Below are 22,439 nucleotides of genomic sequence, written 5' to 3' on the forward strand. Positions count from 1 at the left end.
TAAAGGTTTAAATCACTTTGAGCAAAAGCAAAGTTGAAGTTATGTCACAACCCCTATTTAAAAAAGTTGCATTTATTGGTTTAGGACTCATCGGGTCGAGTTTGGCGCGCGTTATTGTTGCAGAAAAGTTGGCGACAACTATAGTGGCTTCTACACGCTCACAAAAAACTTTAGAAGATGCAAAGTCACTTGGCTTAATACAACAAGGATTTTCTGATCCTGTAGAGGCTGTGAAAGGGGCAGATTTAGTTGTTTTGGCCTTGCCAGTACGTGCAACACAAAAAGTGCTTGAGCTAATTAAACCTTATTTGACAGAAACCACGATTGTAACTGATGTGGGAAGTACAAAAGGTAATGTCGTTGATGCAGCAAAAGCTGTATTTGGTGAAGATTTACCAGCAGGTTTTGTACCAGGACATCCTATTGCTGGTAGTGAGCATACGGGCGTTCATGCAGGTAAGGTCGATTTATTTGCAAATCACAAAGTTATTTTAACGCCGTTACCAACAAGTGCAGAATGGGCTGTTGATAAACTAATTCAACTTTGGTCTGCTGCTAAAGCTGAAGTCATTTGTATGGACGTTGCCAAGCATGATGAAGTTTTAGCACATACAAGTCATTTACCGCACTTGATGGCATTTAATTTGGTTGAGCAACTTGCGAATCGTGAAGATAATCTTGATATTTTCCGCTATGCAGCAGGTGGCTTTCGTGACTTTTCGCGTATTGCTGCTAGTGATCCACAAATGTGGCATGATATTTTCTTTGCCAATAAAACCGCTATATTAAATGCTGTAGATGGCTTCGAGAAACAACTTACCGTACTTAGAAAATTGATTGAAAACGAAGATTCTCATGCATTAATGGGTTTACTCGGCCATGCTCAGGCAGCACGTCAGCATTTCAATCATATGTTAGCCAAAAAACCTTTAATGGAGAAAAATAAGGTGACACAGCAATTCAGTATCTTACCGGGAAATAAGGCTTTTAAAGGTAAATTTACCGTACCGGGTGACAAATCTGTGTCACATCGCTCCATTATGTTTGGTGCTATTGCAGAAGGCACTACGCATGTAACTGGCTTCCTTGAAGGTGAAGATGCTTTAGCAACTTTACAAGCTTTCCGTGATATGGGTGTAAGCATTGAAGGCCCTAAGAATGGTGAAGTGACCATTCATGGCGTGGGCATGCATGGTTTAAAAGCACCAGCGAGTGCCTTGTATATGGGTAACTCTGGAACCAGCATGCGTTTGCTTTCAGGCATGTTATCAGCACAAAAATTTGATTCAGTGATGACAGGTGATGCATCACTTTCTAAACGTCCAATGGAGCGTATTGCTAAGCCATTGCGTTTAATGGGTGCGCAAATCCAGACAACAGGTGAGAAAGGTACACCACCTGTAAGTATTACGGGTAGCCAGCAATTAAAGGGCATTCAATACGACTTGCCAATGGCATCTGCTCAGGTGAAGTCGGGTATTTTACTTGCGGGCCTATGGGCTGAAGGTGAAACTTCGGTAACTGAGCCAGAACCAACTCGTGACCACACAGAGCGTATGCTTCGTGCATTTGGTTATGATGTTAAAACCGAAGGCAACAAGATTTCACTCGTTGGTGGTGGAAAATTAGTAGGTACTGATATTCAAGTACCATCAGATATTTCATCAGCTGCTTTCTTTATGGTGGGTGCCGCAATTACTGAGGGTTCTGATGTTGTTCTGGAAGCTGTAGGTATTAACCCAACACGTACTGGCGTAATTGAAATTTTAAAACAGATGGGTGCTGACCTGACTGTTGAAAATGAACGTATTGCCGGTGGCGAGCCTATTGCTGATATTCATATTAAAGGTTCACGTACTCTTAAAGGTATTCATATGCCTGAAGACCAAGTACCTTTAGCAATTGATGAATTCCCCGCTTTATTTATTGCAGCAGCTTGTGCCGAAGGCCAAACAGTATTAACTGGTGCGGCAGAACTTCGTGTGAAAGAGTCTGACCGTATTCAGGTTATGGCTGATGGCTTAAAAATCATGGGTATTGACTGTACGCCAACTGATGATGGCATCATTATCGAAGGTAAAGGCAAATCTGGCGATTGGTCACCAATCTTTGCTGGCGGCGAAATTGAATCACATCATGACCACCGTATTGCTATGAGTTTTAGTATGGCAGGTCTTCGTAATTCTGGTCCGATTACAATTCATGGTACTGAAACTGTGGCGACAAGCTTCCCGACTTTCACTGAGTTGGCGAATCGTGCAGGCTTAACAATCGAAGTTAGCCAATAACTTTGACCTGACACATTTTATAATTGCTAACACAATAGCAACGGCAGCAGCGGGCTAAAGGCTTGGCTGCTGTTTGTTTATTGCTTATGCTAAGTGCAGATAATGATAATAGTGTTAGGACAAAGGATGAAAAAATTACAATTTATTGCCAGTTGCCCACAACATGGGGTGCTTGATCATCCACCAAATGAATGCCATATCACTCAAGAATATGTAGCGGCTTTACTGTTTAAGCAATTGGGGCATTATGGTTTTGATGCGCAGCACATTGTGCATGAACATGAAAAAGTAGAAGTCAGTATAGATAATCATCTTTTGCCATTATCTATTACTTGTCAGAAAACAGACCATGAAGGGCATTTGATGTGTGAAATCTCTGCCAATCCTGATGAAGAACAAGATTGGTTTGAGAAAATCGAAACACAAAGCATTATTCGTCAGCTTGCACAGGCAGTTGAAAATAGTTTGAAAGCTGATCATAGCTTTTCAGCATTTGAGTGGAAAAGCTAAAACATATTGTTTTAAGAGTTCTTTATGGAGTACGACTTTTTAGAAAAGTCGTACTATCTCTTTAGATTAAATATAAAAATACAAAATCTTTCCCGAAATCCCTACCTATCTTTAATGCATTGTGTATATTGAAATTATTACGATATTTACATAATTAGAGTGTGGTTTTCATGACACAAGTTGATATTGCAGCGTTATCTCCTCAAGTGGTTTGGCAGCATTTTCAAACACTTTGCACTATTCCTCGCCCATCGAAGCATGAACAGCAACTTCGTGAGTTTTTAAGAAACTGGGCCGAAAGTCGAAATTTAGAAACTTACGTAGATGAAGTGGGGAATTTGATTATTCGTAAGAATGCGACTCTGGGTAAAGAACATGTGTCTGGCGTTATTCTGCAAGGCCATTTAGATATGGTCACTCAAGCCAATACTGGCACAGTACACGACTTCTTTAAAGACCCGATCCAGCCAGTCCTCGAAGATGGCTGGTTAATTGCTAAAGATACTACTTTAGGTGCTGATAATGGCATTGGGGTAGCATTAGCTTTGGCAGTTTTAGACTCAAATGATATTGCTCATGGGCCAATTGAAGTTCTTTTAACAGTGGATGAAGAAGCAGGTATGAGTGGTGCGCGACTTTTACAGGCAGGTGTACTAAAAGGGAAGTGGCTATTTAATATTGATACAGAAGAGTGGGGCGAGTTGTATCTCGGATGTGCTGGTAGTATTGATGTTGAAGTTGAGCAACCGCTTAATTATGAACCAATTCCTGAAAATTTGAATATTGTTAATATTCAGATGGCTGGTCTTAAAGGTGGCCACTCTGGCGTAGATATCCATTTAGGACGTGGTAATGCCAACGTTATTCTGGCCCGTTTTTTAAATCAGCATTTAGCGAAGCTTGGTGGACGACTTGTTGAGTTTATAGGTGGTACAGCTCGTAATGCTTTACCTCGCGAAGCTGTAGCAACCATTGCCATTTCATCTAACCAATTGCCTGAATTAGAAAAATTACTCGCTGAATATCAAACAGCATGGAAAAAACAGCTACAAGGTATTGATGACAATCTGCAATTAACTATTCAGCCTAATAGTGCTGAAGTGACCGAAGTGATTGCTCAACAACAGCAAAATGAATGGTTGCAAGCTTTAGCAACAAGTCCTTATGGCGTTGCAAGTATGAGTCAGGTTCTATCAGATGTAGTTGAGACTTCAAATAATATTGGAGTGGTGAGACTAAATCGAGAAAGTGGAAAAGCTGTTTTAATGGTTCGCTCAATGGTGAATCAAGAAGCTCAAGACTTTGCAGAAAAAATTCAAAAACATTTCAGTCAATTTAATATCGGCTCTACACTTACGCCGTTAGTGTCGGGTTGGACACCAAATCCAGATTCGGCTGCTCTAAAGTGCTTACAGCAGGCCTATCAAAATGCATTTAATATTGAGCCAAATCTAAAAGTAATTCATGCAGGCTTAGAGTGTGGGATTATTGCCGAGCATTATCCACATTTACAAATGGTTTCTTTTGGACCAGATATTCAGGGGGCACATGCACCGGGTGAACGAGTCAAAGTTGATACTGTAGAGAAATGCTGGAAGCTGCTGGTAACAGCTTTAGCATCTGTAGAGTAGTTTTTACAAATAAGAAGCTCAATTGTGAGCTTCTTAAACTTTAACTTTTACATGAAAATGATGTGGATTTAACTCGATAAACTCGATTCCACAATCAATAAATTTTTCAATCATGGCTGCTTGAGTACGAGTGTGTTCGCTAATACATTGTGCGGTGAATTCACCACCTTGACCTAGAGCTAAAGGTAGAAGCAATTGATCTGCCAAATACTCATCTACAACAGCCTGCGAAGATAAATATAGATTTACATCTTTTGCTAAATGCTCAGCTATTTGCTCTGCACTTTTGCGCATCTCACCTAAAGCCGTAAACAGTTGAGTGTGATATTGATGAGTAACTTTCACATAGACTGTATTGCCTTGGCTAATTCCATTTAAATGAAATTGCTGCTGAGAGCTTAAGTTTAGTTTTTTACTTAATGTGGTTAATTCACGTTGTGCTATCTGTGCTTCTTCTGAAAGATTTAATACAGCTGCAAAGGCCTCATTACTTTGCAAAGCACCGCGATCTAATAAATTTAGCTTGTTTCGATGTTGCCATGGTTGAACGGTAACCTGAATTTCACCTGCACCAATTGGAAAGAAGCCGGCTTTACTTAATTTAAAATCTACGTTAATTCCAATTTGAGCTAGAGCAGGTAAAAAGCAGTGTTCAATAAAATCTGCTGTTGGTGCAAGTGGGTTATGTGTACCCCCTGAAATGGTGAGTTCAGTAGCTTCATTTTGTAATAACAAAACAGGTAGAAGCGTTTGTAAAACCAGTGTTGTACTACCCGCTGAACCGATTTGAAATTGATATTTACCACTTTGAACATGCTGAGGTGCGAAATATAAACGTTGGCTATGTAATTCAGCACCCTCTACATAAGCTTGGCTAATTTGTTGAGATGCTTGTACACAAACCAAATGTTGACGCATTAATCCTGGTTTTTTACGTCCTGCACGTATATTAATTAATTCAAATGCCTGACCTGTAATCATTGAAAGGGCAAGAGCAGTTCTTAAAATCTGTCCACCACCTTCACCTTGTGAACCATCAATTTGGATGGTTTTGGGCATATTTGCCAAAGCTTTATTCACTTCTGTTTTCCTTATTTTCTAATTTAATGAACATACTGTCAGTACATGGTAATGCGAAGTAACGTTTGACTTTGTTTTCGACAAAGGTTTACTAGGTGCATAGTGCTGAGTCTCATAAGTGAATATCGATGCACGACTCACATGCTGCCATAGCCGCCTGAATTATTTTCAATCCCTCAGATCGGAGTAACGCAGGATCTTGTACTCGCCCAGTATGTCCAAACTTTGATTGTGAAAATGATTTTCACAAAATCTATTGTTTAATCGATTAGATCAATTTGCCAATTAGCAGCCTGAATTTTAACGTTTAAGTCACGGAGTTTTGCACTGATATCATCCGCCTGCTTTTGTAAGCTAGAAACAGGAATGACTTTCTTCCACTTAATTTCACGTGAGCTATAACGATCAGGTTCTCGATGTGTATTGGCAATCGCATCTATTAAAATCTTATGCTGTTCAGCATAACTATCACGCAAGCTTAATAGGGACAACAATACTTTGCCATCTTCCAGTTTTGCTTGTGCATTGGTCAAATGGATACGATAAATCAATTGATTGCTTTCCTGAGTTAAAGCAAATACTTGTTTGATGAGTTCATTTGGATCTTCACTAGGTTCATCACCGTCTTGTACCAATACATTCGCATTGATTCGTTGTTTTAACGAAGCGAGCTTTTTTTGTTGATCGCTTCGAAGTAAAAGTGCTTCTGCGAGTTTCATATTTTATTTTCCTAAAAATTTATTCTTTAATCTGTTGAGCTGGCAAGTAGTAAGCAGCCTTTATTTTGCTCTGGTGAATAGATGGTTAAGCACCAATTACCCCACCATTCTCGGCCCGGTTCAAAATAATCATTCCATTCAGAACTTTCTTCTCGACCACTACCTGGATAGCCAACCCAATCATATATTTCACAGTCTTTCTCCGTGAAAAGGCATAGCCGCAAGAAAGCTTGAAAGAATGCTACCTGATTAGAATGGGTAAGGGTTGTGCCATATGGTGGATCAATGATTGCCTCTAACAAACCCCAAAACCAATTATGTCTAGAAAATAAATTAGGTTTGTCCAAACGATCAAAACTTACAAGGCTGCGATCTAATTTTTTAGTGGTTAAAGTATTTAAGTCTAACGTTTTTTCTATTGCTAAACTTTCACAATTCAATAACATCTGTTGATGAATAGCTAGCGTATTCGAAGATTCTGTCTTATGTACAACATTAAACAAAAATACTTCAAATACGGCTTGTATGGCATCAAGATCAGATTGTAACTCTTTGGTCTTCAAATGATCTAATTGGACAAACATATGCTCACCTTCTGGGTATGGTAAATTATCTAACCCTTAACACACACCACTTGTCTTAATGTATAAACCACTTCAACCAAGTCGCTTTGTGCTTTCATTACATCTTCAATCGGTTTATATGCCGAAGGAATTTCATCAATAACAGCAGCATCTTTACGGCATTCCACACCTTCAGTTTGTGCAATCTGATCTTCAACAGTAAAACGTCTTTTTGCTTCAGTACGGCTCATAACACGGCCTGCACCATGCGAACATGAACAGAAAGATTCCTGATTTCCAAGTCCACGGACAATAAAGGACTTCGCACCCATTGAGCCTGGAATAATTCCATATTCACCTAAGCGCGCACGGACTGCACCTTTACGAGTGACCATTACTTCTTCACCGTAATGTTCTTCCTTTTCCACATAGTTATGGTGACAGTTCACCGCTTCCAAACGTGCCTGAAAAGGCTTTGGTACAATCGTAGCCAAGGCTTTAATCGCAGATTGCATCATGATTTCTCGGTTCTTCATCGCAAAGCGTTGAGCCCAACCTACCGCAAACCAGTAATCATCAAAATGTTCAGTTCCTTCGACTAGGTATGCTAAATCTTTATTTGGCAAATTGATGAAATGCTTCTGCATGTCTTTACGTGCAAGTTCGATAAAATGGTTACCGATAGCATTTCCTACACCACGAGAACCTGAATGCAACATAATCCAGACATGATCATGCTCATCTAGACAGATTTCGACAAAATGGTTTCCAGTACCTAAAGTTCCCAAATGCTTACGGTTATTGGTGTTTTTTAAACGTGGATGTTTTGTGCAAATGTATTCAAAATCTGCCACTAGATTGGACCAAGCTTGATCTACCATTTCTGGTGGAGTTTCCCATGAGCCACGATCACGTCCGCGCTTAGTCATTCCATGTGGGATTAAACGTTCAAGTTCAGTACGTAGTGCATGTAAGTTATCTGGTAAATCCGAAGCAGTTAAGCTTGTACGAGTTGCCATCATTCCACAACCAATATCTACACCCACAGCAGCAGGAATAATTGCCCCTTTAGTTGGAATCACGCTACCAATAGTTGCTCCTAAACCGAAGTGTACATCTGGCATAACAGCCATCCATTTATAAATAAAAGGCATTTGAGCTGTTTGTAATAATTGTTGTTTTGAGTTGTCATCAACAAGCACGCCTTTAGTCCACATTTTGACTGGCATACTTTTTTCATTTTGCAGAACTTGATAAGAACGTTCTTGCTGCTTTTGTTCAAATTGAGCTTGTTGGTTAATTTCTTCAATGACAGACATTTTCTTTTCCTTTCAAAGCCTGCCTGCCAAGCGTTTGCAGGCAGGTGTTATTCACAAGATCCCAATGATGTTGTGTGCTTTGTACTAATGCACTGAGTGTGCCAACTTTTAAAAATACACTTAATTTAAAATGTAAGTTATTGAAAATAATATATAAAAATAATTATTCTTTCTGTGTAACTAATTTCTGTTGGAAATTTTAATATTTAAAAGATATCTAAAAATATATTTAAATATCTTTTTGGATATATTTGTTTAATGGGTCTTCTCGTTTTTATCGACTTTTAAAAGCTGTCCAGCTTCACTTAAAGTAAATTCATCAAAATCATTTGCTAAATAAAAATGACCTTTATAAAACTGACGAACTTCTTCAGTAATAGCTTGCTGCCCAGCTTTATCCTGATGTCGGGGGCTAAAATGCGTCAGAATTAAATTGCTTAAAGATTGCTGTTCTGCAAATTCAGCCACCATTTTTGCTGAGCTATGCATTGGACCTTTGCCGACTTTATCTAAAATCGTTTGCAAGTATGTTGATTCGTGAATAAGGAGTTGAGCATCTTTGCAAGCATCAGCTAATAGTTCAGGTTGGTCATTATCGCCACCTATAATTGCATGAACTTGTTGATTTTGAACTTTGATAAAGTCTTGGGCTTTTAAAGTTTGCCCCTCAAAGTCAACATCGTAGCCTCGTTTTAAATGACCCCACATATCGCCTTTGGGTACACCAAGCTGAGTTAAAGTTTGGATATCTAACTTCTTCTGAATAGATTTGATATAAATGCTAAAGGCGAAACTTGGAACACGATGACTTAAGGTATGTGCTTGAGCAATGAATTCATCGGTAATCTGTTGTGGCTGCATTGCTTCATTTACATCAATAAATTGAAGGGAATAGGGCAAATTTAAGTCTGTAAGCTGGGCCGTGATTTCAAACCATTGCTGAATTTCTTTCGGTGCAATCACAATTAATGGTTTGCTACGGGCATTCATGCCTGCACTTGCTAATAAACCAACTAGACCATAACAATGGTCGCCGTGAACGTGTGTAATACAAATGGCAACTAGATTTTGTAGTGAAAGTTTAGCTTGTTGAACGCGGTGCTGTGTCCCTTCGCCGGCATCAATTAAAATCCAGTCCTTATTTTTGGTGTTACGAACTGCTAATCCTGAAACATTACGTGTTAGGGTTGGTACACCTGAAGATGTGCCTAAAAAAGTAAAATGAAGCATATTCTTGGAATTTTTTGGTCAAATGCGTATTGTATATTATAGACACTTATAAAATTTTATAGAAATTATGGCGGATGCAAAGAAAACAGTCGTTATGGGCTTTGTCGGTTCTACGCTTGATCAGGGGAGAAGGTCGGATCGATGGCAACGTTGGCGTCCTACACTTAGCCTGTTAATGCATGAAGATTTGCTTGTAGATGAATTGGTGCTGTTACATGATCGACAACATCATAATTTAGTTAAATCTATAGCAGCAGATGCTAAAGAGATCTCTCCACAAACTGAGGTTTCTGGACATAAGGTAAGTATTAAAGATCCTTGGGATTTTGCTGAAGTTTATGGTGCACTCTATGACTTTGTAAAAACCTATCCGTTTGATGTCGAAAAAAATAACTATTTACTGCATATCACAACGGGAACGCATGTTGCTCAAATTTGTTGGTATTTATTGATAGATGCGCATTATTTACCAGCTCAACTTATCCAAAGTTCACCTAATCAGCAAAAGACCTCAGAAGGTGAATATAGAATTATTGATCTGGATTTGTCTCGATACGATGTTTTAAAACAGCGATTCGATGATGAACAAAAACAAAATTGGCAACAACTTAAAGCAAATATTTCTACTCATAATAAAGCGTTTAATCAGCTTATTGAGGAAGTTGAATTAGTTGCAACCCGCTCTAGTGCACCTATTTTGATTATGGGGGCAACAGGGGTTGGTAAGTCTCATTTAGCAAAACAAATTTTTCAGTTAAAGAAAGATAAATTTCAATTAAATGGTCGTTTTATTGATGTTAACTGTGCAACCTTACGTGGTGATAGTGCCATGTCAACTTTATTTGGTCATATAAAAGGTGCGTTTACAGGAGCAGCAGCTTCTCGTGCTGGTTTATTAAAAAGTGCTGACCAAGGTATTTTATTTTTAGATGAAATTGGTGAATTGGGACTTGATGAACAAGCTATGCTGCTAAAAGCGCTAGAAGACAAAAGCTTTTTTCCCGTTGGAAGTGATAAAGAAATTCAAGTCGATTTTCAGTTGATTGCAGGTACTAACCGTGATTTGCGCAATGAGGTTCAAGCTGGTCGTTTTCGTGAAGATTTATGGGCTCGTTTGAATACGTGGATGTTCTTCTTACCAAATTTAAAAGACCGTGTAGAAGATATTGCACCCAATATTGATTTTGAGCTACAGCGTTTTGCTGCAATTCATCAAAGACAATTACGCTTTCAACGTGATGCTTTAGAAACATATTTAAAGTTTGCTAAATCAGTAGATGCATCATGGCAAGGAAATTTTAGAGATTTAGCAGCGAGCGTAACTCGTTTGGCAACTTTATCGCAAGGTGAGTTAATTCGCCGTGAAGCTGTAGAAAAAGAAATTCAACGTCTAAAGCAGCTTTGGCTTATTCAGGATGAATCTTACAATGATAAAGATGAAGATATTCTTTTGAACTATTTGAGTCCTGAGCAGCTAGAACAAATAGATGAATTTGATCAAATTCAATTACGAGGTGTGCTCAAAGTCTGCGAAAATTCAAAATCAATGGCAGAGGCGGGAAGACAACTCTTTTCGGTATCTCGTCAACAGCGTAATACAACGAACGATAGTGACCGAGTGAAAAAATATTTGGCACGTTTTGGGTTAAGCTGGAATAACTTTCAATAATGACAAGGCTTATAAAATGATGGGCATACTCTCAAGTTATGCCCATCAAATTACCGTTTATTTCATGATAATAAAGCGTGTAATGATTTGGCGAAGCTGCTTTAAATAGCCTGTAAAGAAGTGGTTGGCACCCGGCAAAATTGTGATTGGATGTTTTTGTGGTTTTGCCCACTCAATTGCATCTGAAAGTAAAGTAATATCATCTTGCTCACCATGAATGAGTAGAATATCACCTTGAATTTCAGGAGTTTTATAGTGACGTAAACCTACTACAGTAGCGGTTGGTAAACCACATAAAATTAACTGTACAGGTCGTAATTCAGGTGCAAGCTGTGCAAAGCATTTTGCTAAAACATGTGAGCCAAAGCTAAAACCGCCTGCATAAAATGGTAGGCCTTCATGAAGCTTACGAACGTGCTCAATTACAGCTAAGATATCTTCAGTTTCACCATGGCCTTCATCATGAATGCCTTCACTACCACCTAAACCACGGAAACTTGGGCGGTAAACAATACAACCATATTCATTAAAGATTTGGGTTAAAAGAGCAGGGACTTTATGTTGAGGAGTTCCACCTTGCAATGGGTGCGGATGGCAAACAACCGCAAAGCCTTTGATTTCACCTTCAGGGCGGTCTACAAAAAGTTCAATTTTACCAACTGGACCCTGAATGAAAATTTGCTCAGACATATAAGAATCGATAAATAACAATACGTATTCCTATTTTACCGATAGTCGTCATTGAAAACACGAGTTAGCATTAAAAAAAATCTACTGTTATAGTTGGTATTAAGAATAATTTTTTCAGGTTGTCTATGCTTGCCTTAATTTCTCCTGCAAAAACTTTAGATTATGAAACAGCGTTACCTACAGATGAGTTTACTCAGCCGCGCTTATTAGAAAACTCAGCACAATTAATTGATGTTTGCCGCAAACTTTCCGCTTCGGAAATTGCGAGTTTAATGAGTGTGAGTGAAAAAATTGCCACACTCAATGCAGATCGTTTTAGAGATTGGAATCCCGAATTTAATTTCTCAAATGCTCGCCAAGCAATCTATGCATTTAAAGGTGATGTTTACACTGGTTTAGATGCTTATCATTTAAAAGACAAAGATATTGATTTTGCACAGCAGCATTTGCGTATGCTCTCTGGTTTATATGGTTTATTGCGTCCTTTAGATTTAATGATGCCTTATCGTTTAGAGATGGGTACTAAATTAAAAAATACGCGTGGCCATAATTTGTATGAATTCTGGGGTGATATCATCACTAACCAGATTAATGAAGACTTGGCCGCAATTAAATCTGAATTGTTGGTAAATCTAGCTTCAGATGAATATTACAAGTCTGTCAATGAAAAGAAAATTAAGGCTGAAATTGTGAAGCCTGTTTTTCTTGACCAGAAAAATGGCAAATATAAAGTCATAAGTTTCTATGCGAAAAAAGCACGCGGTTTAATGGCTCGTTTTATGATTGAAAACCAATTAAATAAAGCTGAAGACATCAAAGCGTTTAATGCCGAGGGTTACTACTTTGATGCTGATAACTCATCTGCAAAAGAGTTGGTATTTAAACGTGATGAACAATAATCTTAAGCGTGGTTAATTGATGATGCAGCTTTATTTATCAAAACTAAAGCATGTTTGGTTTGAGCTGCATCAGCATTATGATTTTTCTGAACCACAGAAAATTTATGATGAACTAATTGCGGCTTATAGTGAAAAGCAGCGAGCCTATCATACCGTCCAACATTTATATGAATGTTTGAGTTTAATGGAGGCGGTTCAATACGAATTAAATGATCCGTATGCTGTTGCATTGGCTCTTTGGTTTCATGATGCGGTCTATGATCCAGAAGCTAAAGACAATGAACTTAAGAGTGTTGAGTTATTTGAACAAGCGATGGTGCAAGATTTATCATCCGATACTCTAGAGAAAATAAAGCGTTGGATTCTTGCGACTCAAAAGCATGCATTAACCGATGAAACAGATTTGCAATTTTTATTGGATATTGATTTAGCTATTTTGGCAGCAACACCTGAACGTTTTATTCAGTATGAACAGCAAATTCAGCAGGAGTATTCTTGGGTTGATCCAGAAGTATATTCAATTAAGAGAAAACAAGTTTTAATACATTTTTATCAGTCTGAGCCACTTTATCAAACTGTATATTTCCAAAAGAATTTTGAGTTAAACGCCAAGGATAATTTAAGACGAATATTGGAATAGCCTAAGCATATTAGAATAAAGCGATATATTTTTAAAACGTAAAATGGTTATATGACAGGAGAGGAATCACTGGAAAAAGCAGTGATTCCTTGGAAATAAATTATTTAAAGAAATAACCTGTTTCTGGCGAGCTTGCATTTGCCATGCGTTTACGTGGCATACGACCTGCTAAAAATGCTTCACGTCCTGCTTCAACAGCTTTTTTCATTGCAGAAGCCATCAAAATAGGGTTTTGCGCAGCTGCAATCGCTGTATTCATCAATACACCATCACAACCGAGTTCCATCGCAATAGCAGCATCACTTGCTGTGCCAACACCTGCATCAACTAAAACTGGAACTTTCGCATTTTCTTTGATAATTGAAATGGTGTGTGGGTTTAAAATACCTAAACCTGAACCAATCAAACTACCTAAAGGCATAATTGCAACACAGCCCATACTTTCAAGTTCTTGTGCAATGATCGGATCATCAGAGGTATAGACCATAATCTCAAAACCATCATCAATCAAAGTACGGGCCGCTTTTAAGGTCTCGGTTACATTTGGATATAAGGTTTTTTCATCGCCCAAAACTTCAAGTTTTACTAGGTTGTGACCATCAAGTAACTCACGCGCTAACATGCAGGTACGTACTGCGCTATCAGCATCAAAACAACCTGCGGTATTTGGCAAAATTGTATATTTTTCTGGTGGAATGACAGACAGTAAATTCGGTTGATCTGGATTTTGTCCAATATTCACACGGCGGATTGCGACAGTTACGATTTCTGCACCACTGGCTTGAATAGCTAAATCCGTTTCATTTAAGTCTTTATATTTGCCAGTTCCGACCAATAAGCGAGATTGAAAAGAACGTGAACCAATAATGAGAGGGGTGTCTTGCATGGATAACTCCGACTTAGCCGCCGCCAACAGCGTGAATAATTTCGATACGGTCATGTTGAGCAATAGAAATTTGCTCTAATTTGCTTTTAGAAACGATTTGCTGATTGTGCTCAACAGCAAAACGTTTTCCTTCAAGTGCCAACTCCTGAATGAGTTGCAACAGGTTTTGGCTAGGCGTGTCCGTTAATTCGCCATTTAAATAAATTTGCATGATCACATTCCGATTATTTTGCGTATTTGAAAGCATTCCAAGCCAAGACTAGCCATCCCGCAATCATTAAGGCTCCACCGATTGGCGTAATTGCGCCTAATATTCGTGGTAAACCTAGCGCCATGATGTAAAGCGAACCACAAAAAAATAGAATACCAATTTGGATAAGCAAGAAAGATAACTTGATTGGGAAATGAGGAAGAACCTTACTTAAAATACCAAGAGCTAATAGGCCAAGCGCATGATAAAAAAAGTAGTCGGTTGCAGTCTGCCACCAAGCAAGTTGCTCAGGACCCGCGTGAGCTTTAAGACCATGTGCTCCAAAAGCACCCAACATGACTGCAAAAGCAAGATTAAGGGCTGAAATGGCGATCCACATAACAAAAAACGCAACTGAATAATGAAAGGCAACGTTAACATAGATTGGGTTGGCTAAACATAGCCAGATAAAACAAAAGGGCGATTCGCCCTTTTATTTTTTTCATTTATTTTAGCTTGCTGACATGGCAGTTTTGATTTTTTCCATCGCATTCTTTTCAAGCTGACGAATACGTTCTGCCGAAACATTATATTCAGCTGCTAACTCGTGAAGAGTAGATTTGTCATCATCTAACCAGCGGCGTTGTAAAATATTACGCGAACGGTCATCTAACTGGTCCATCGCATCATGCAAGGCTGAAGTACTTTGCTCTTCCCAGTCTTCGTTCTCGACTAAACGGGCAGGGTCGTAGCGGTTATCTTCAAGATACAACGCAGGGGCAGTATGTGGGGTATCGTCGTCGTCATCGCCTTGTGCTTCAAAAGCAGCATCATAAGCAGTTAAACGACCTTCCATTTCCAGAACTTGTTCTGGAGTTACATTTAAGTCATTAGCAATCGATTGAGCTTCTTCGAGCGTTAATTTTTTACTCGATTTTTTTAAACTACGTAAATTGAAAAATAATTTACGCTGAGCTTTTGTCGTTGCAATCTTGACGATACGCCAGTTGCGAATAACGTATTCATGGATTTCTGCCTTAATCCAATGGACGGCAAAAGATACTAGACGCACGCCCATATTTGGGTCGAAACGTTTCACGGCTTTCATTAAGCCTAAATTACCTTCTTGAATAAGGTCGCCTTGTGGTAGGCCATAACCTGCATAGCTGCGCGCAATATGAACGACAAAACGTAAATGCGACATTACCAGCATTTTTGCGGCATCAAGATCTTGGTCATAATAATAACGTTCAGCAAGTTCTTTTTCTTGCTCGGCCGTTAAAATAGGAATCTGATTGACAGTACTGATATATGCACCAAGGTTTACACCGGGCGCAGACAATGACAGGGGCATCAATTGATTGCTGCTGTCACTCATGAGTTCTCCTTATAGGATCGAATGGGATAACCAATAAATTCATCTTAATTTGAATCAGCTTCATAATTAAGGAAAATTGGGTAGAGAAATGTAAAATTTTATGCAATTTCTAATCTTTTAGTTTAGCAAAGAATTATTGAGTTTCAATTAAATAGTGAAATTCTCTTTCTGATATGTGTGTAGTTTGACACATAAAATGATGTAAACCACAGTAACGAGTTACATCAATTTCGCTATGAGGATCTGACGATTTTAATAAAAATTGTTGTTTGCCTGACGCTTTTTTAAGTTCACGCTTTAACATTAACAATGGCATTGGGCAGGGCTGCCCAAGGGCATTAATTTCAATGGGTGCTGTATTAGAAGAAGTATTGCTCATTCATCATCAAAACAACTAAAAAAAATATTCTAACAAATTTTTAATAAATACAGCATATTTTATGAAAGAAGATGCAGGAATTTCTATAAAAAATATTGTAATAAGCTGTTTAAAAAAAGAACTAAAAATAGGGGAAATATTTGAAAAAAATTCTATTAATTGTCATAAACCCGTGTTAAGCTCGAACCGTTTTAGGATTTACCACACAATCAAATTGATTTAATAACCCTATAACAAATGGATGTAACCGGAAATTGTTGATAGTTTTACAGAATGATTACAAGCTTTAAGATTATAAATATTTTAAAACCTTGTTTGCTCTGCTGTTTGCAACACCGGAAGGTCCTTTTTTCAACATCTGAGGATTGACTTATGACAGCTCGTGAACAAGGCGTAGTAAAGTGGTTTAATGACACTAAAGGCTTTGGTTTTATTCAACGTAACGGCGGCGACGATGTATTCGTTCACTTCCGTGCAATCGTAGGTGACGGTCACCGTTCTCTACGTGATGGTCAACGCGTAGAGTTTAGCGTTGTACAAGGTCAAAAAGGTTTTCAAGCTGAAAACGTTCAGCCTTTAGACTAAGACTAATTCATCTTTTTGATGAATGATGGACGCTCCAATTTTTGAATTGGGGCGTTTTTGTTTATAATGATCTTCTCATTCGAGAGATTGTTTGTTAGAGCGCGTATTTATGACATCTGGTTTTGAAACCTTGAATTTACATCCGCAACTTAAAAAGGCGATTGATGCTTTAGGGTTTACTCAAATGACCCCAATTCAGCAAAAGGTTTTAAAATATACATTAGCCGGGCATGATGCAATTGGGCGAGCACAAACAGGAACAGGTAAGACAGCTGCCTTTCTTATTAGTGTAATTAATGATTTACTCAATAATCCGATTCAAGAGCAACGCTTCCGTGGCGAGCCTCGTGCTTTAATCTTGGCGCCTACTCGTGAGTTGGCATTGCAAATTGAAAGTGATGCGAAATTTCTCACAAAATTCTCTAATTTACATTTAGTGACCCTATTAGGTGGTGTTGATTTCGATAAGCAGAAGAAGCAACTTGATGCTAATTTTGTCGATATCATGGTAGCTACACCTGGGCGTTTAATCGATTTTGTAGAACAAAAAGAAGTCTGGCTCGATCAAATTGAATTTTTAGTGATTGATGAAGCTGACCGTTTATTAGACATGGGCTTTATTCCTTCGGTAAAACGTATTGTTCGTTATTCACCACGCAAGGAACAACGTCAGACCCTCATGTTCTCAGCGACGTTTAGTTATGATGTTCTTAATTTGGCAAGACAATGGTTATTTGAACCTGTAACTGTTGAAATTGAGCCTGAACAAAAGACCAATAACGATGTAGAGCAACGTGTTTATGTTGTAGCTAAACAAGATAAATATCGTTTACTGCAAGATATCTTGCGTGAAGAGCCAATCGATAAGGTCATGATTTTTGCTAATCGACGTGACCAAGTCCGCCGTCTTTATGATCATTTAAAGAAAGATGGATATAGAGTTGGTATGCTTTCTGGTGAGATTGCTCAAGATAAACGTTTAAAAATGTTAGAGCAATTTAAGCAAGGTAAACATAATATTATGATCGCGACGGATGTTGCTGGTCGTGGTATTCATGTGGATGGCGTGTCGCATGTCATCAACTTTACATTGCCTGAACAATCTGATGACTATGTACACCGTATTGGTCGTACAGGTCGCGCTGGGTCACAAGGTGTAAGTATTAGTTTTCTTTCAGAAGATGACGCCTTTTATTTACCCGAAATTGAAAAAGCAATTGGTAAAAAATTACCACTGACCAGATTAGATGGTTATTGCTAATAAAAAAATCCCAATCATTTGATTGGGATTTTTTTGATTAGTTAATTTTACAATAGAAGGTAAGCGTGGTTTGGTAGTCATCATCTTTTGCTAGAGATGCATTTTTACCAGTTAATGTACCAATAACACCTGCTGCTGCTTCAACCATTTGACCAGTTTTTTCACTTACAACATCTTTTAATACACCGTTATAGGTTGTTTTTTCATCTACAACGACTGGTGTAGTGTTTTTTGAGCAAGTTTTTTGAGCTGCAGTAATTGCATTATTTTTTGCAATTAAATTGGTTTTGCCAATACCTGTAACTTCAAACTGATTATTTTCTTTTTGAACTGCTAAAGTATTTTTAGGAGTAGTTGCGCAAGCACCAAGTAATAAAACAACACCGCTCATTGCGCTCGCTAAAATTATTTTTTTCATAATGCACCTAAAGTTAATCGCTAAAAGACATAGCTATTTGAACATAAGTTTTCTAGTTGATTTTGAAGACGTTGTATGAGTTTTGATGTTTTGTATTAAAAAATGTCAAAGTGAGAGTTCGCTAATTTTATAAGCTAGATTCAATGGTGGATTAACGGTAGATTATGCTAATCTATTTTGAATTTTTGAGTTAGATCAATATTAATGACGGAATCAGCAATACAAATAATTCACCAAAATATTCATCAGCGTCAGTCTATTGGCCAATTAGTTGAGCCAGCTCCAAGTACAGAGCAATTAGAGTTAGCTTTCCAAGCAGCTTTGACTGCTCCAGATCATCATAGACTTAAGCCAACGCGTTTTGTGGTTGTTTCAGGCGAACAACGTGGTGCTTTTGGTGAAGTTTTAGCAAAGGCTCTAGCAGATTTAGGTGAAACTGATCCCGCTCAACTCGAACGTGTTAAACAACATCCTTTTCGCGCACCATTACTCATTTTGGCGCTTACACAACTACAAGATCATCCGAAAGTACCGCATTTCGAACAAATCTTAAGTACGGGTGCCGCAGTACAAAATCTTTTATTATCTCTACAAGCTCAAGGTTTTTCGACCATGTGGCGTAGTGGTGCAGTTGTCGAATCAAATTGGTTAAAGCAGCATTTAGGTCTGCAATCTCGTGATTTAATTTCAGGTATTATTTACGTCGGCACAGCAGCTAAAGTAATTGCACCGCGTGCAGATATTGAAAGTAAAGAATTCGTAAAAGTTTGGCAGGCTTAAACGTCTGTAGAAGTAAGAAATAGGATAATAAAAGATGGCTGAATTTAAGTTTACAGATTTGGTGGAACCTGTTGCGGTTGATAAAAAAACCGCTTTACGTATTACCGTTCTAGGGGGAGGAAGCTTTGGAACGGCTATGGCAAATTTAGCTGCACGTAATGGTTGCGATACCATGATCTGGATTCGTGACGCCGAAACAGCTGAGGAAATTAATAAAACCCACATTAATAAACGTTATTTGCCAGATTTTATTTTAGAGTCATCATTACGTGCTGTGTCTGATCTTGAGCAAGCTGTATGTGACCGAGATATTATTTTAGTCGCAATTCCAAGTCATTCATTCCGTGATGTTTTAAAACAAATCGCTCCTTATATTACTGCACAAGCGGTTGTGTCTTTAACCAAAGGTGTTGAAGCTAAAACTTTCAGCTTCATGAGCGATATCATTCGTGAAGAATTACCTGAAGTTCCTTATGGCGTGCTATCAGGTCCAAACCTTGCAAAAGAAATTATGGCGGGTATGCCGTCCGGCACCGTTATTGCCAGTGACTCCGAATTAGTTCGTTATGCTGTGCAACATGCCTTACATAGTGCTTTATTCCGTGTTTTTGGTAGCGATGATGTGCACGGTGTAGAGTTAGGCGGTGCGCTTAAAAATATTTATGCGGTTGCAATGGGAATTGGTGCTGCTTACAAAATTGGTGAAAACACCAAGAGTATGATTTTAACGCGTGCTTTGGCCGAGATGAGCCGTTTTGCAGTAAAACAAGGTGCAAATCCGCTTACATTCTTGGGGTTGTCAGGTGTTGGTGATTTATTCGCGACTTGTAATAGCCCTTTAAGCCGTAATTATCAGATTGGTTATGCTTTAGGTTCGGGTAAAACGCTGGATCAGGCGAGTAAAGAGTTGGGGCAGACAGCAGAAGGCATCAATACAATTGTTCAGGTGCGTGGTAAAGCAGAAGAATTAGATGTTTATATGCCTATTACTAATGCTTTATATGAAGTTATTTTTGAAGGGGCGCCTCCTTTAAATATTGCATTATCTCTTATGAAAAACGGACACCGTAGTGATGTTGAATTTGTTTTACCTCATCACGAAGTCTGAAGAAGAAATGTCATAAATTGTGGTTATAATGCAGGAATTATTAACAAGGAAAATTTATGCAACTGACATTGGTTCGCCATGGGGAAGCCGCTCCACCTGTAAATGGTAACGACACTAAACGCCCTCTTACTGCTCGTGGACATGCTCAAGCAGAACAGACAGCAACATTTTTAAAAGATATTGTTAAGCCTGATATTTTTGTAGTTAGTCCTTTGTTACGTGCTCAAGAGACATTGGCACATATTCAAGCGTACTTTAAAGATGTGCCTGTGTTGTTATGCGATAAAATTAAACCGGATGATAACGCCAAAGAGGCAGTTGAGTGGTTGTCTCAGATTCCTTATGAGTCAATTGTGGTCGTGTGTCATATGAATGTAGTAGGGCATATTGCTGAACTGCTGACCCATGAAAACTTTAATCCATTTGCGTTGGCTGAAGCTCGAATTTATGATCAGGCTGTGATTGCAACTGGTTTATCAACACAAAAAAATAGTTTTATACCCACAATATAAATAAAAAGGTTATTTAGCCCATTATGCTGTATTTATGGATGCCTGAAACCAATGGAATATGGCATTGGTCTAACGGAGAAAACTGGTTGCAGGCTGAAAGCCTTGATCAATTAATACAAGACCTACAATTGCACCAAGGAAAAGAGGCTGTCGTTTTTTTTCCTAGTCGTCATGCTCAGATATTCCAGCAACAAATAGCAAAGTCTCATTACAAGCAACTTGGAGCAGATGGTGTTAAATATTTGCTTGAAGAGTTTGTAACTTTGCCTATTGATCACATGAAAGTAGTTCATCATTTTCATGCTGATCAATTAACAATATTGGGCGTTGCAAAAACTACTGTGGAAACATGGCAACATGCAATGAATTTGTTGCCAATCAAGCTGGTTGCTTTGTTGCCAGACTTTTTGATTTTGCCAGAGCCACAAGAACACCAAGTTATCCTGTGTAATATTGACCAAAAATTACTGGCGCGTGAAAGTAAATGGGTTGGTAATTCACTAGATGATTTGGGATTGTTTTTGGAATTCCAGCCAGTTGAAACAAACTATCAATATAGTGGATTAACGACAGAACAATTAGAAAGCTTAGAAGCAGCTTCTAGTGTTGAGCAACGTTCAGAATTTTTTTATCAGTTTCAGGGCTTAGATAAACCTAAACAGCATCCTTTTAACGTTTTACCAAAAGCCAAAGGGCAAGAGCAAACGGTTTCTGGGTACTGGAAAGCATGTGCTGTTATTCTTTTAGCAATAATTGTGGTTCAGTTTAGCTATGATTTGTTGCGTTGGGTAAAATTAAGAAATGTAGCGAATCAAACAGCTGAGCAGACGATTGAACAATATAAATATTGGTTTGGTCCTTCTAGTCGCGTAAATGAACAAAATATAAAAAGCCAATTTGAAAGTCATTTAAGAATGAGTAAACAAGGCGATACACAAGCACTTTCTTTATTGAGTCGTGTTGGACCTATTTTGATGCAAAGACAAATTTTAGCTCAGCAATTAAATTATGATGCTTCTACACTAACCATGGCCTTGAAAGCAAAGTCGGCAGATGATTTGCAAGCTTTAACACAGCAGCTTAATCAGCAAGGATTTAAGGCGGAGTTAGGTAATATTCAAGCCGATGGTGGTGGGGCAATTGGGGTGGTGAAAATACAATAATGAAAATGTTAGCTCAATTGCAAAACCGCTTTGATCAGTGGATCGAACAAGTTAATCAATATTTAGACCGTTTGACTGTCCGTGAACGTATCATGGTGGTCTTTACTACAATTTTTGTTGTAGTGGCTATTATTGGGGCTTCACTTTGGAAAATGCATTCCTTAGCAGAACAGCAGCAACAGCGCTTAAATGATTTAAAAGATTTGATGGTGTGGATGCAAAGTAATGCGGTCACTATGAAACCTGCGAGTGAGCTTGAGCTGGGGCAGGCAGAAAAAATACAACGTGTAGCTCAACAGCAAGGTTTAACGGTTACTTCTCAGCAAAATGGCGAGCAGTTACAAATTATTGTTACTCATCAGAATTACGCAATTTTAGCTAACTTTTTAACCCAACTGGCACAAATGGGCTTAAGTATTGAAAAAATGGAAATGGTTTCAAGTGAAAGTCAGATTAAATTAACAGCGACGGTTCAATAACATATTAAAATATGCTGGTCTTAAGCATGGTGTTTTGTGCTCCCTGTGCCTATAATATGCCT

The 22,439-nt window shown here is 38.4% G+C and carries 25 protein-coding genes; 13 read left to right on the forward strand and 12 right to left on the reverse strand.

The genetic code is table 11. The features are described 5' to 3' along the window. The first annotated feature begins 41 nt into the window (after positions 1-41). The 3 genes from MKL33_RS01680 to MKL33_RS01690 all read left to right on the forward strand — a co-directional run bounded on the left by MKL33_RS01680 (position 42) and on the right by MKL33_RS01690 (position 4,429). Positions 42-2,288: a bifunctional prephenate dehydrogenase/3-phosphoshikimate 1-carboxyvinyltransferase gene (locus tag MKL33_RS01680; RefSeq protein ID WP_213074427.1), complete on the forward strand. Its 2,247-nt coding sequence runs from the start codon at positions 42-44 to the stop codon at positions 2,286-2,288. Between the two features lie 126 nt (positions 2,289-2,414). Next, on the forward strand, positions 2,415-2,798 hold the full coding sequence (locus MKL33_RS01685) for a hypothetical protein (protein WP_014207212.1): 384 nt from the start codon (positions 2,415-2,417) through the stop codon (positions 2,796-2,798). A 170-nt stretch (positions 2,799-2,968) separates the two neighbouring features. Continuing rightward, entirely contained in the window at positions 2,969-4,429 is a 1,461-nt protein-coding gene (locus tag MKL33_RS01690; RefSeq protein ID WP_086394950.1) for an aminoacyl-histidine dipeptidase, read from the forward strand. 33 nt (positions 4,430-4,462) lie between these two features. Here the strand turns inward: MKL33_RS01690 and rtcA are convergent, their stop codons facing one another. From rtcA to MKL33_RS01715, 5 genes are all read right to left on the reverse strand, one after another. Continuing rightward, on the reverse strand, positions 4,463-5,509 hold the full coding sequence (gene rtcA, locus MKL33_RS01695; RefSeq protein WP_086394951.1) for an RNA 3'-terminal phosphate cyclase: 1,047 nt from the start codon (positions 5,507-5,509) through the stop codon (positions 4,463-4,465). Positions 5,510-5,769: 260 nt separating this feature from the next. Then, on the reverse strand, positions 5,770-6,228 hold the full coding sequence (locus MKL33_RS01700; protein WP_086394952.1) for a DIP1984 family protein: 459 nt from the start codon (positions 6,226-6,228) through the stop codon (positions 5,770-5,772). Between the two features lie 26 nt (positions 6,229-6,254). Beyond that, complete coding sequence (locus MKL33_RS01705; RefSeq protein ID WP_064785296.1) at positions 6,255-6,812, reverse strand: hypothetical protein; 558 nt, start codon at positions 6,810-6,812, stop codon at positions 6,255-6,257. Positions 6,813-6,841: 29 nt separating this feature from the next. Further along, the gene (locus MKL33_RS01710) at positions 6,842-8,110 is read right to left on the reverse strand and encodes an RtcB family protein (protein ID WP_270906353.1); all 1,269 of its coding nucleotides are present in this window, start codon (positions 8,108-8,110) and stop codon (positions 6,842-6,844) included. Between the two features lie 255 nt (positions 8,111-8,365). Beyond that, complete coding sequence (locus MKL33_RS01715; protein ID WP_270906354.1) at positions 8,366-9,340, reverse strand: ribonuclease Z; 975 nt, start codon at positions 9,338-9,340, stop codon at positions 8,366-8,368. Positions 9,341-9,407: 67 nt separating this feature from the next. Between MKL33_RS01715 and rtcR the strand changes: the two genes are divergently transcribed. Further along, the gene (gene rtcR, locus MKL33_RS01720; protein ID WP_270906355.1) at positions 9,408-11,009 is read left to right on the forward strand and encodes an RNA repair transcriptional activator RtcR; all 1,602 of its coding nucleotides are present in this window, start codon (positions 9,408-9,410) and stop codon (positions 11,007-11,009) included. 57 nt (positions 11,010-11,066) lie between these two features. Here rtcR and MKL33_RS01725 read toward each other — a convergent pair whose 3' ends face one another. Next, on the reverse strand, positions 11,067-11,699 hold the full coding sequence (locus tag MKL33_RS01725; RefSeq protein WP_270906356.1) for an alpha/beta hydrolase: 633 nt from the start codon (positions 11,697-11,699) through the stop codon (positions 11,067-11,069). Between the two features lie 125 nt (positions 11,700-11,824). Here MKL33_RS01725 and yaaA point away from each other — a divergent pair, with 125 nt between their 5' ends. Together yaaA and MKL33_RS01735 are read left to right on the forward strand one after the other, a co-directional pair. Continuing rightward, positions 11,825-12,598 (forward strand): peroxide stress protein YaaA, encoded by a 774-nt coding sequence (gene yaaA, locus MKL33_RS01730; protein WP_270906357.1) that lies wholly within the window; start codon positions 11,825-11,827, stop codon positions 12,596-12,598. 16 nt (positions 12,599-12,614) lie between these two features. Beyond that, the gene (locus MKL33_RS01735; protein WP_032004641.1) at positions 12,615-13,238 is read left to right on the forward strand and encodes an HD domain-containing protein; all 624 of its coding nucleotides are present in this window, start codon (positions 12,615-12,617) and stop codon (positions 13,236-13,238) included. Positions 13,239-13,338: 100 nt separating this feature from the next. Here MKL33_RS01735 and MKL33_RS01740 read toward each other — a convergent pair whose 3' ends face one another. The 5 genes from MKL33_RS01740 to MKL33_RS01760 form a co-directional block, all read right to left on the reverse strand. Continuing rightward, positions 13,339-14,124 carry a thiazole synthase gene (locus MKL33_RS01740; RefSeq protein ID WP_001154366.1) on the reverse strand — a complete coding sequence of 262 codons (786 nt, stop codon included), beginning with the start codon at positions 14,122-14,124 and terminating at the stop codon, positions 13,339-13,341. A 13-nt stretch (positions 14,125-14,137) separates the two neighbouring features. Then, positions 14,138-14,335, reverse strand: coding sequence for a sulfur carrier protein ThiS (gene thiS / locus MKL33_RS01745; RefSeq protein ID WP_002115323.1), 198 nt, complete (start codon positions 14,333-14,335; stop codon positions 14,138-14,140). A 13-nt stretch (positions 14,336-14,348) separates the two neighbouring features. Further along, positions 14,349-14,714 carry a DUF423 domain-containing protein gene (locus MKL33_RS01750; protein ID WP_002115263.1) on the reverse strand — a complete coding sequence of 122 codons (366 nt, stop codon included), beginning with the start codon at positions 14,712-14,714 and terminating at the stop codon, positions 14,349-14,351. A 111-nt stretch (positions 14,715-14,825) separates the two neighbouring features. Next, the gene (rpoH, locus tag MKL33_RS01755; protein ID WP_002115267.1) at positions 14,826-15,692 is read right to left on the reverse strand and encodes an RNA polymerase sigma factor RpoH; all 867 of its coding nucleotides are present in this window, start codon (positions 15,690-15,692) and stop codon (positions 14,826-14,828) included. 133 nt (positions 15,693-15,825) lie between these two features. Further along, positions 15,826-16,071: a sulfurtransferase TusA family protein gene (locus MKL33_RS01760; RefSeq protein ID WP_033847590.1), complete on the reverse strand. Its 246-nt coding sequence runs from the start codon at positions 16,069-16,071 to the stop codon at positions 15,826-15,828. Between the two features lie 372 nt (positions 16,072-16,443). Here MKL33_RS01760 and MKL33_RS01770 point away from each other — a divergent pair, with 372 nt between their 5' ends. Both MKL33_RS01770 and rhlB read left to right on the forward strand, forming a co-directional pair. After that, positions 16,444-16,656, forward strand: coding sequence for a cold-shock protein (locus tag MKL33_RS01770; protein WP_000126912.1), 213 nt, complete (start codon positions 16,444-16,446; stop codon positions 16,654-16,656). Positions 16,657-16,765: 109 nt separating this feature from the next. Then, positions 16,766-17,917, forward strand: coding sequence for an ATP-dependent RNA helicase RhlB (rhlB, locus tag MKL33_RS01775; RefSeq protein WP_002115257.1), 1,152 nt, complete (start codon positions 16,766-16,768; stop codon positions 17,915-17,917). Between the two features lie 37 nt (positions 17,918-17,954). Here rhlB and MKL33_RS01780 read toward each other — a convergent pair whose 3' ends face one another. Then, complete coding sequence (locus tag MKL33_RS01780) at positions 17,955-18,335, reverse strand: hypothetical protein (RefSeq protein ID WP_005073503.1); 381 nt, start codon at positions 18,333-18,335, stop codon at positions 17,955-17,957. A gap of 204 nt (positions 18,336-18,539) precedes the next feature. Between MKL33_RS01780 and MKL33_RS01785 the strand changes: the two genes are divergently transcribed. The 5 genes from MKL33_RS01785 to gspM are packed head-to-tail and all read left to right on the forward strand — an operon-like array spanning position 18,540 to position 22,377. Further along, the gene (locus MKL33_RS01785; RefSeq protein WP_044100980.1) at positions 18,540-19,115 is read left to right on the forward strand and encodes a nitroreductase family protein; all 576 of its coding nucleotides are present in this window, start codon (positions 18,540-18,542) and stop codon (positions 19,113-19,115) included. A 34-nt stretch (positions 19,116-19,149) separates the two neighbouring features. Next, a complete protein-coding gene (locus MKL33_RS01790; protein ID WP_002115297.1) occupies positions 19,150-20,223 on the forward strand; it encodes an NAD(P)H-dependent glycerol-3-phosphate dehydrogenase in 1,074 nt (357 codons plus the stop codon). A gap of 56 nt (positions 20,224-20,279) precedes the next feature. Beyond that, positions 20,280-20,735, forward strand: coding sequence for a SixA phosphatase family protein (locus tag MKL33_RS01795; protein WP_005068324.1), 456 nt, complete (start codon positions 20,280-20,282; stop codon positions 20,733-20,735). Between the two features lie 23 nt (positions 20,736-20,758). Further along, positions 20,759-21,898, forward strand: a complete 1,140-nt coding sequence (gene gspL / locus MKL33_RS01800) for a type II secretion system protein GspL (RefSeq protein ID WP_270906358.1) — start codon at positions 20,759-20,761, stop codon at positions 21,896-21,898. Continuing rightward, complete coding sequence (gspM, locus tag MKL33_RS01805) at positions 21,898-22,377, forward strand: type II secretion system protein GspM (RefSeq protein WP_270906359.1); 480 nt, start codon at positions 21,898-21,900, stop codon at positions 22,375-22,377. The genes gspL and gspM overlap by 1 nt, the downstream gene beginning before the upstream one ends. The last annotated feature ends 62 nt before the right edge of the window (positions 22,378-22,439 follow it).

Source organism: Acinetobacter sp. AOR43_HL (assembly GCF_027854635.1).
Lineage (GTDB): Bacteria > Pseudomonadota > Gammaproteobacteria > Pseudomonadales > Moraxellaceae > Acinetobacter > Acinetobacter pittii.

Coding starts and splice junctions, on each gene's coding strand:
- yaaA (WP_270906357.1), top strand. CDS start 11,825: ATGCTTGCCTTAATTTCTCCTGCAAAAACTTTAGATTATGAAACAGCG.
- thiS (WP_002115323.1), bottom strand. CDS start 14,335: ATGCAAATTTATTTAAATGGCGAATTAACGGACACGCCTAGCCAAAAC.
- MKL33_RS01760 (WP_033847590.1), bottom strand. CDS start 16,071: ATGAGCAATACTTCTTCTAATACAGCACCCATTGAAATTAATGCCCTT.
- MKL33_RS01790 (WP_002115297.1), top strand. CDS start 19,150: ATGGCTGAATTTAAGTTTACAGATTTGGTGGAACCTGTTGCGGTTGAT.
- MKL33_RS01715 (WP_270906354.1), bottom strand. CDS start 9,340: ATGCTTCATTTTACTTTTTTAGGCACATCTTCAGGTGTACCAACCCTA.
- rtcR (WP_270906355.1), top strand. CDS start 9,408: ATGGCGGATGCAAAGAAAACAGTCGTTATGGGCTTTGTCGGTTCTACG.
- MKL33_RS01750 (WP_002115263.1), bottom strand. CDS start 14,714: ATGTGGATCGCCATTTCAGCCCTTAATCTTGCTTTTGCAGTCATGTTG.
- rhlB (WP_002115257.1), top strand. CDS start 16,766: ATGACATCTGGTTTTGAAACCTTGAATTTACATCCGCAACTTAAAAAG.
- MKL33_RS01700 (WP_086394952.1), bottom strand. CDS start 6,228: ATGAAACTCGCAGAAGCACTTTTACTTCGAAGCGATCAACAAAAAAAG.
- gspM (WP_270906359.1), top strand. CDS start 21,898: ATGAAAATGTTAGCTCAATTGCAAAACCGCTTTGATCAGTGGATCGAA.
- MKL33_RS01690 (WP_086394950.1), top strand. CDS start 2,969: ATGACACAAGTTGATATTGCAGCGTTATCTCCTCAAGTGGTTTGGCAG.
- MKL33_RS01680 (WP_213074427.1), top strand. CDS start 42: ATGTCACAACCCCTATTTAAAAAAGTTGCATTTATTGGTTTAGGACTC.
- MKL33_RS01740 (WP_001154366.1), bottom strand. CDS start 14,124: ATGCAAGACACCCCTCTCATTATTGGTTCACGTTCTTTTCAATCTCGC.
- MKL33_RS01710 (WP_270906353.1), bottom strand. CDS start 8,110: ATGTCTGTCATTGAAGAAATTAACCAACAAGCTCAATTTGAACAAAAG.
- MKL33_RS01725 (WP_270906356.1), bottom strand. CDS start 11,699: ATGTCTGAGCAAATTTTCATTCAGGGTCCAGTTGGTAAAATTGAACTT.
- MKL33_RS01795 (WP_005068324.1), top strand. CDS start 20,280: ATGCAACTGACATTGGTTCGCCATGGGGAAGCCGCTCCACCTGTAAAT.
- rpoH (WP_002115267.1), bottom strand. CDS start 15,692: ATGAGTGACAGCAGCAATCAATTGATGCCCCTGTCATTGTCTGCGCCC.
- MKL33_RS01780 (WP_005073503.1), bottom strand. CDS start 18,335: ATGAAAAAAATAATTTTAGCGAGCGCAATGAGCGGTGTTGTTTTATTA.
- gspL (WP_270906358.1), top strand. CDS start 20,759: ATGCTGTATTTATGGATGCCTGAAACCAATGGAATATGGCATTGGTCT.
- MKL33_RS01770 (WP_000126912.1), top strand. CDS start 16,444: ATGACAGCTCGTGAACAAGGCGTAGTAAAGTGGTTTAATGACACTAAA.
- MKL33_RS01705 (WP_064785296.1), bottom strand. CDS start 6,812: ATGTTTGTCCAATTAGATCATTTGAAGACCAAAGAGTTACAATCTGAT.
- MKL33_RS01785 (WP_044100980.1), top strand. CDS start 18,540: ATGACGGAATCAGCAATACAAATAATTCACCAAAATATTCATCAGCGT.
- MKL33_RS01685 (WP_014207212.1), top strand. CDS start 2,415: ATGAAAAAATTACAATTTATTGCCAGTTGCCCACAACATGGGGTGCTT.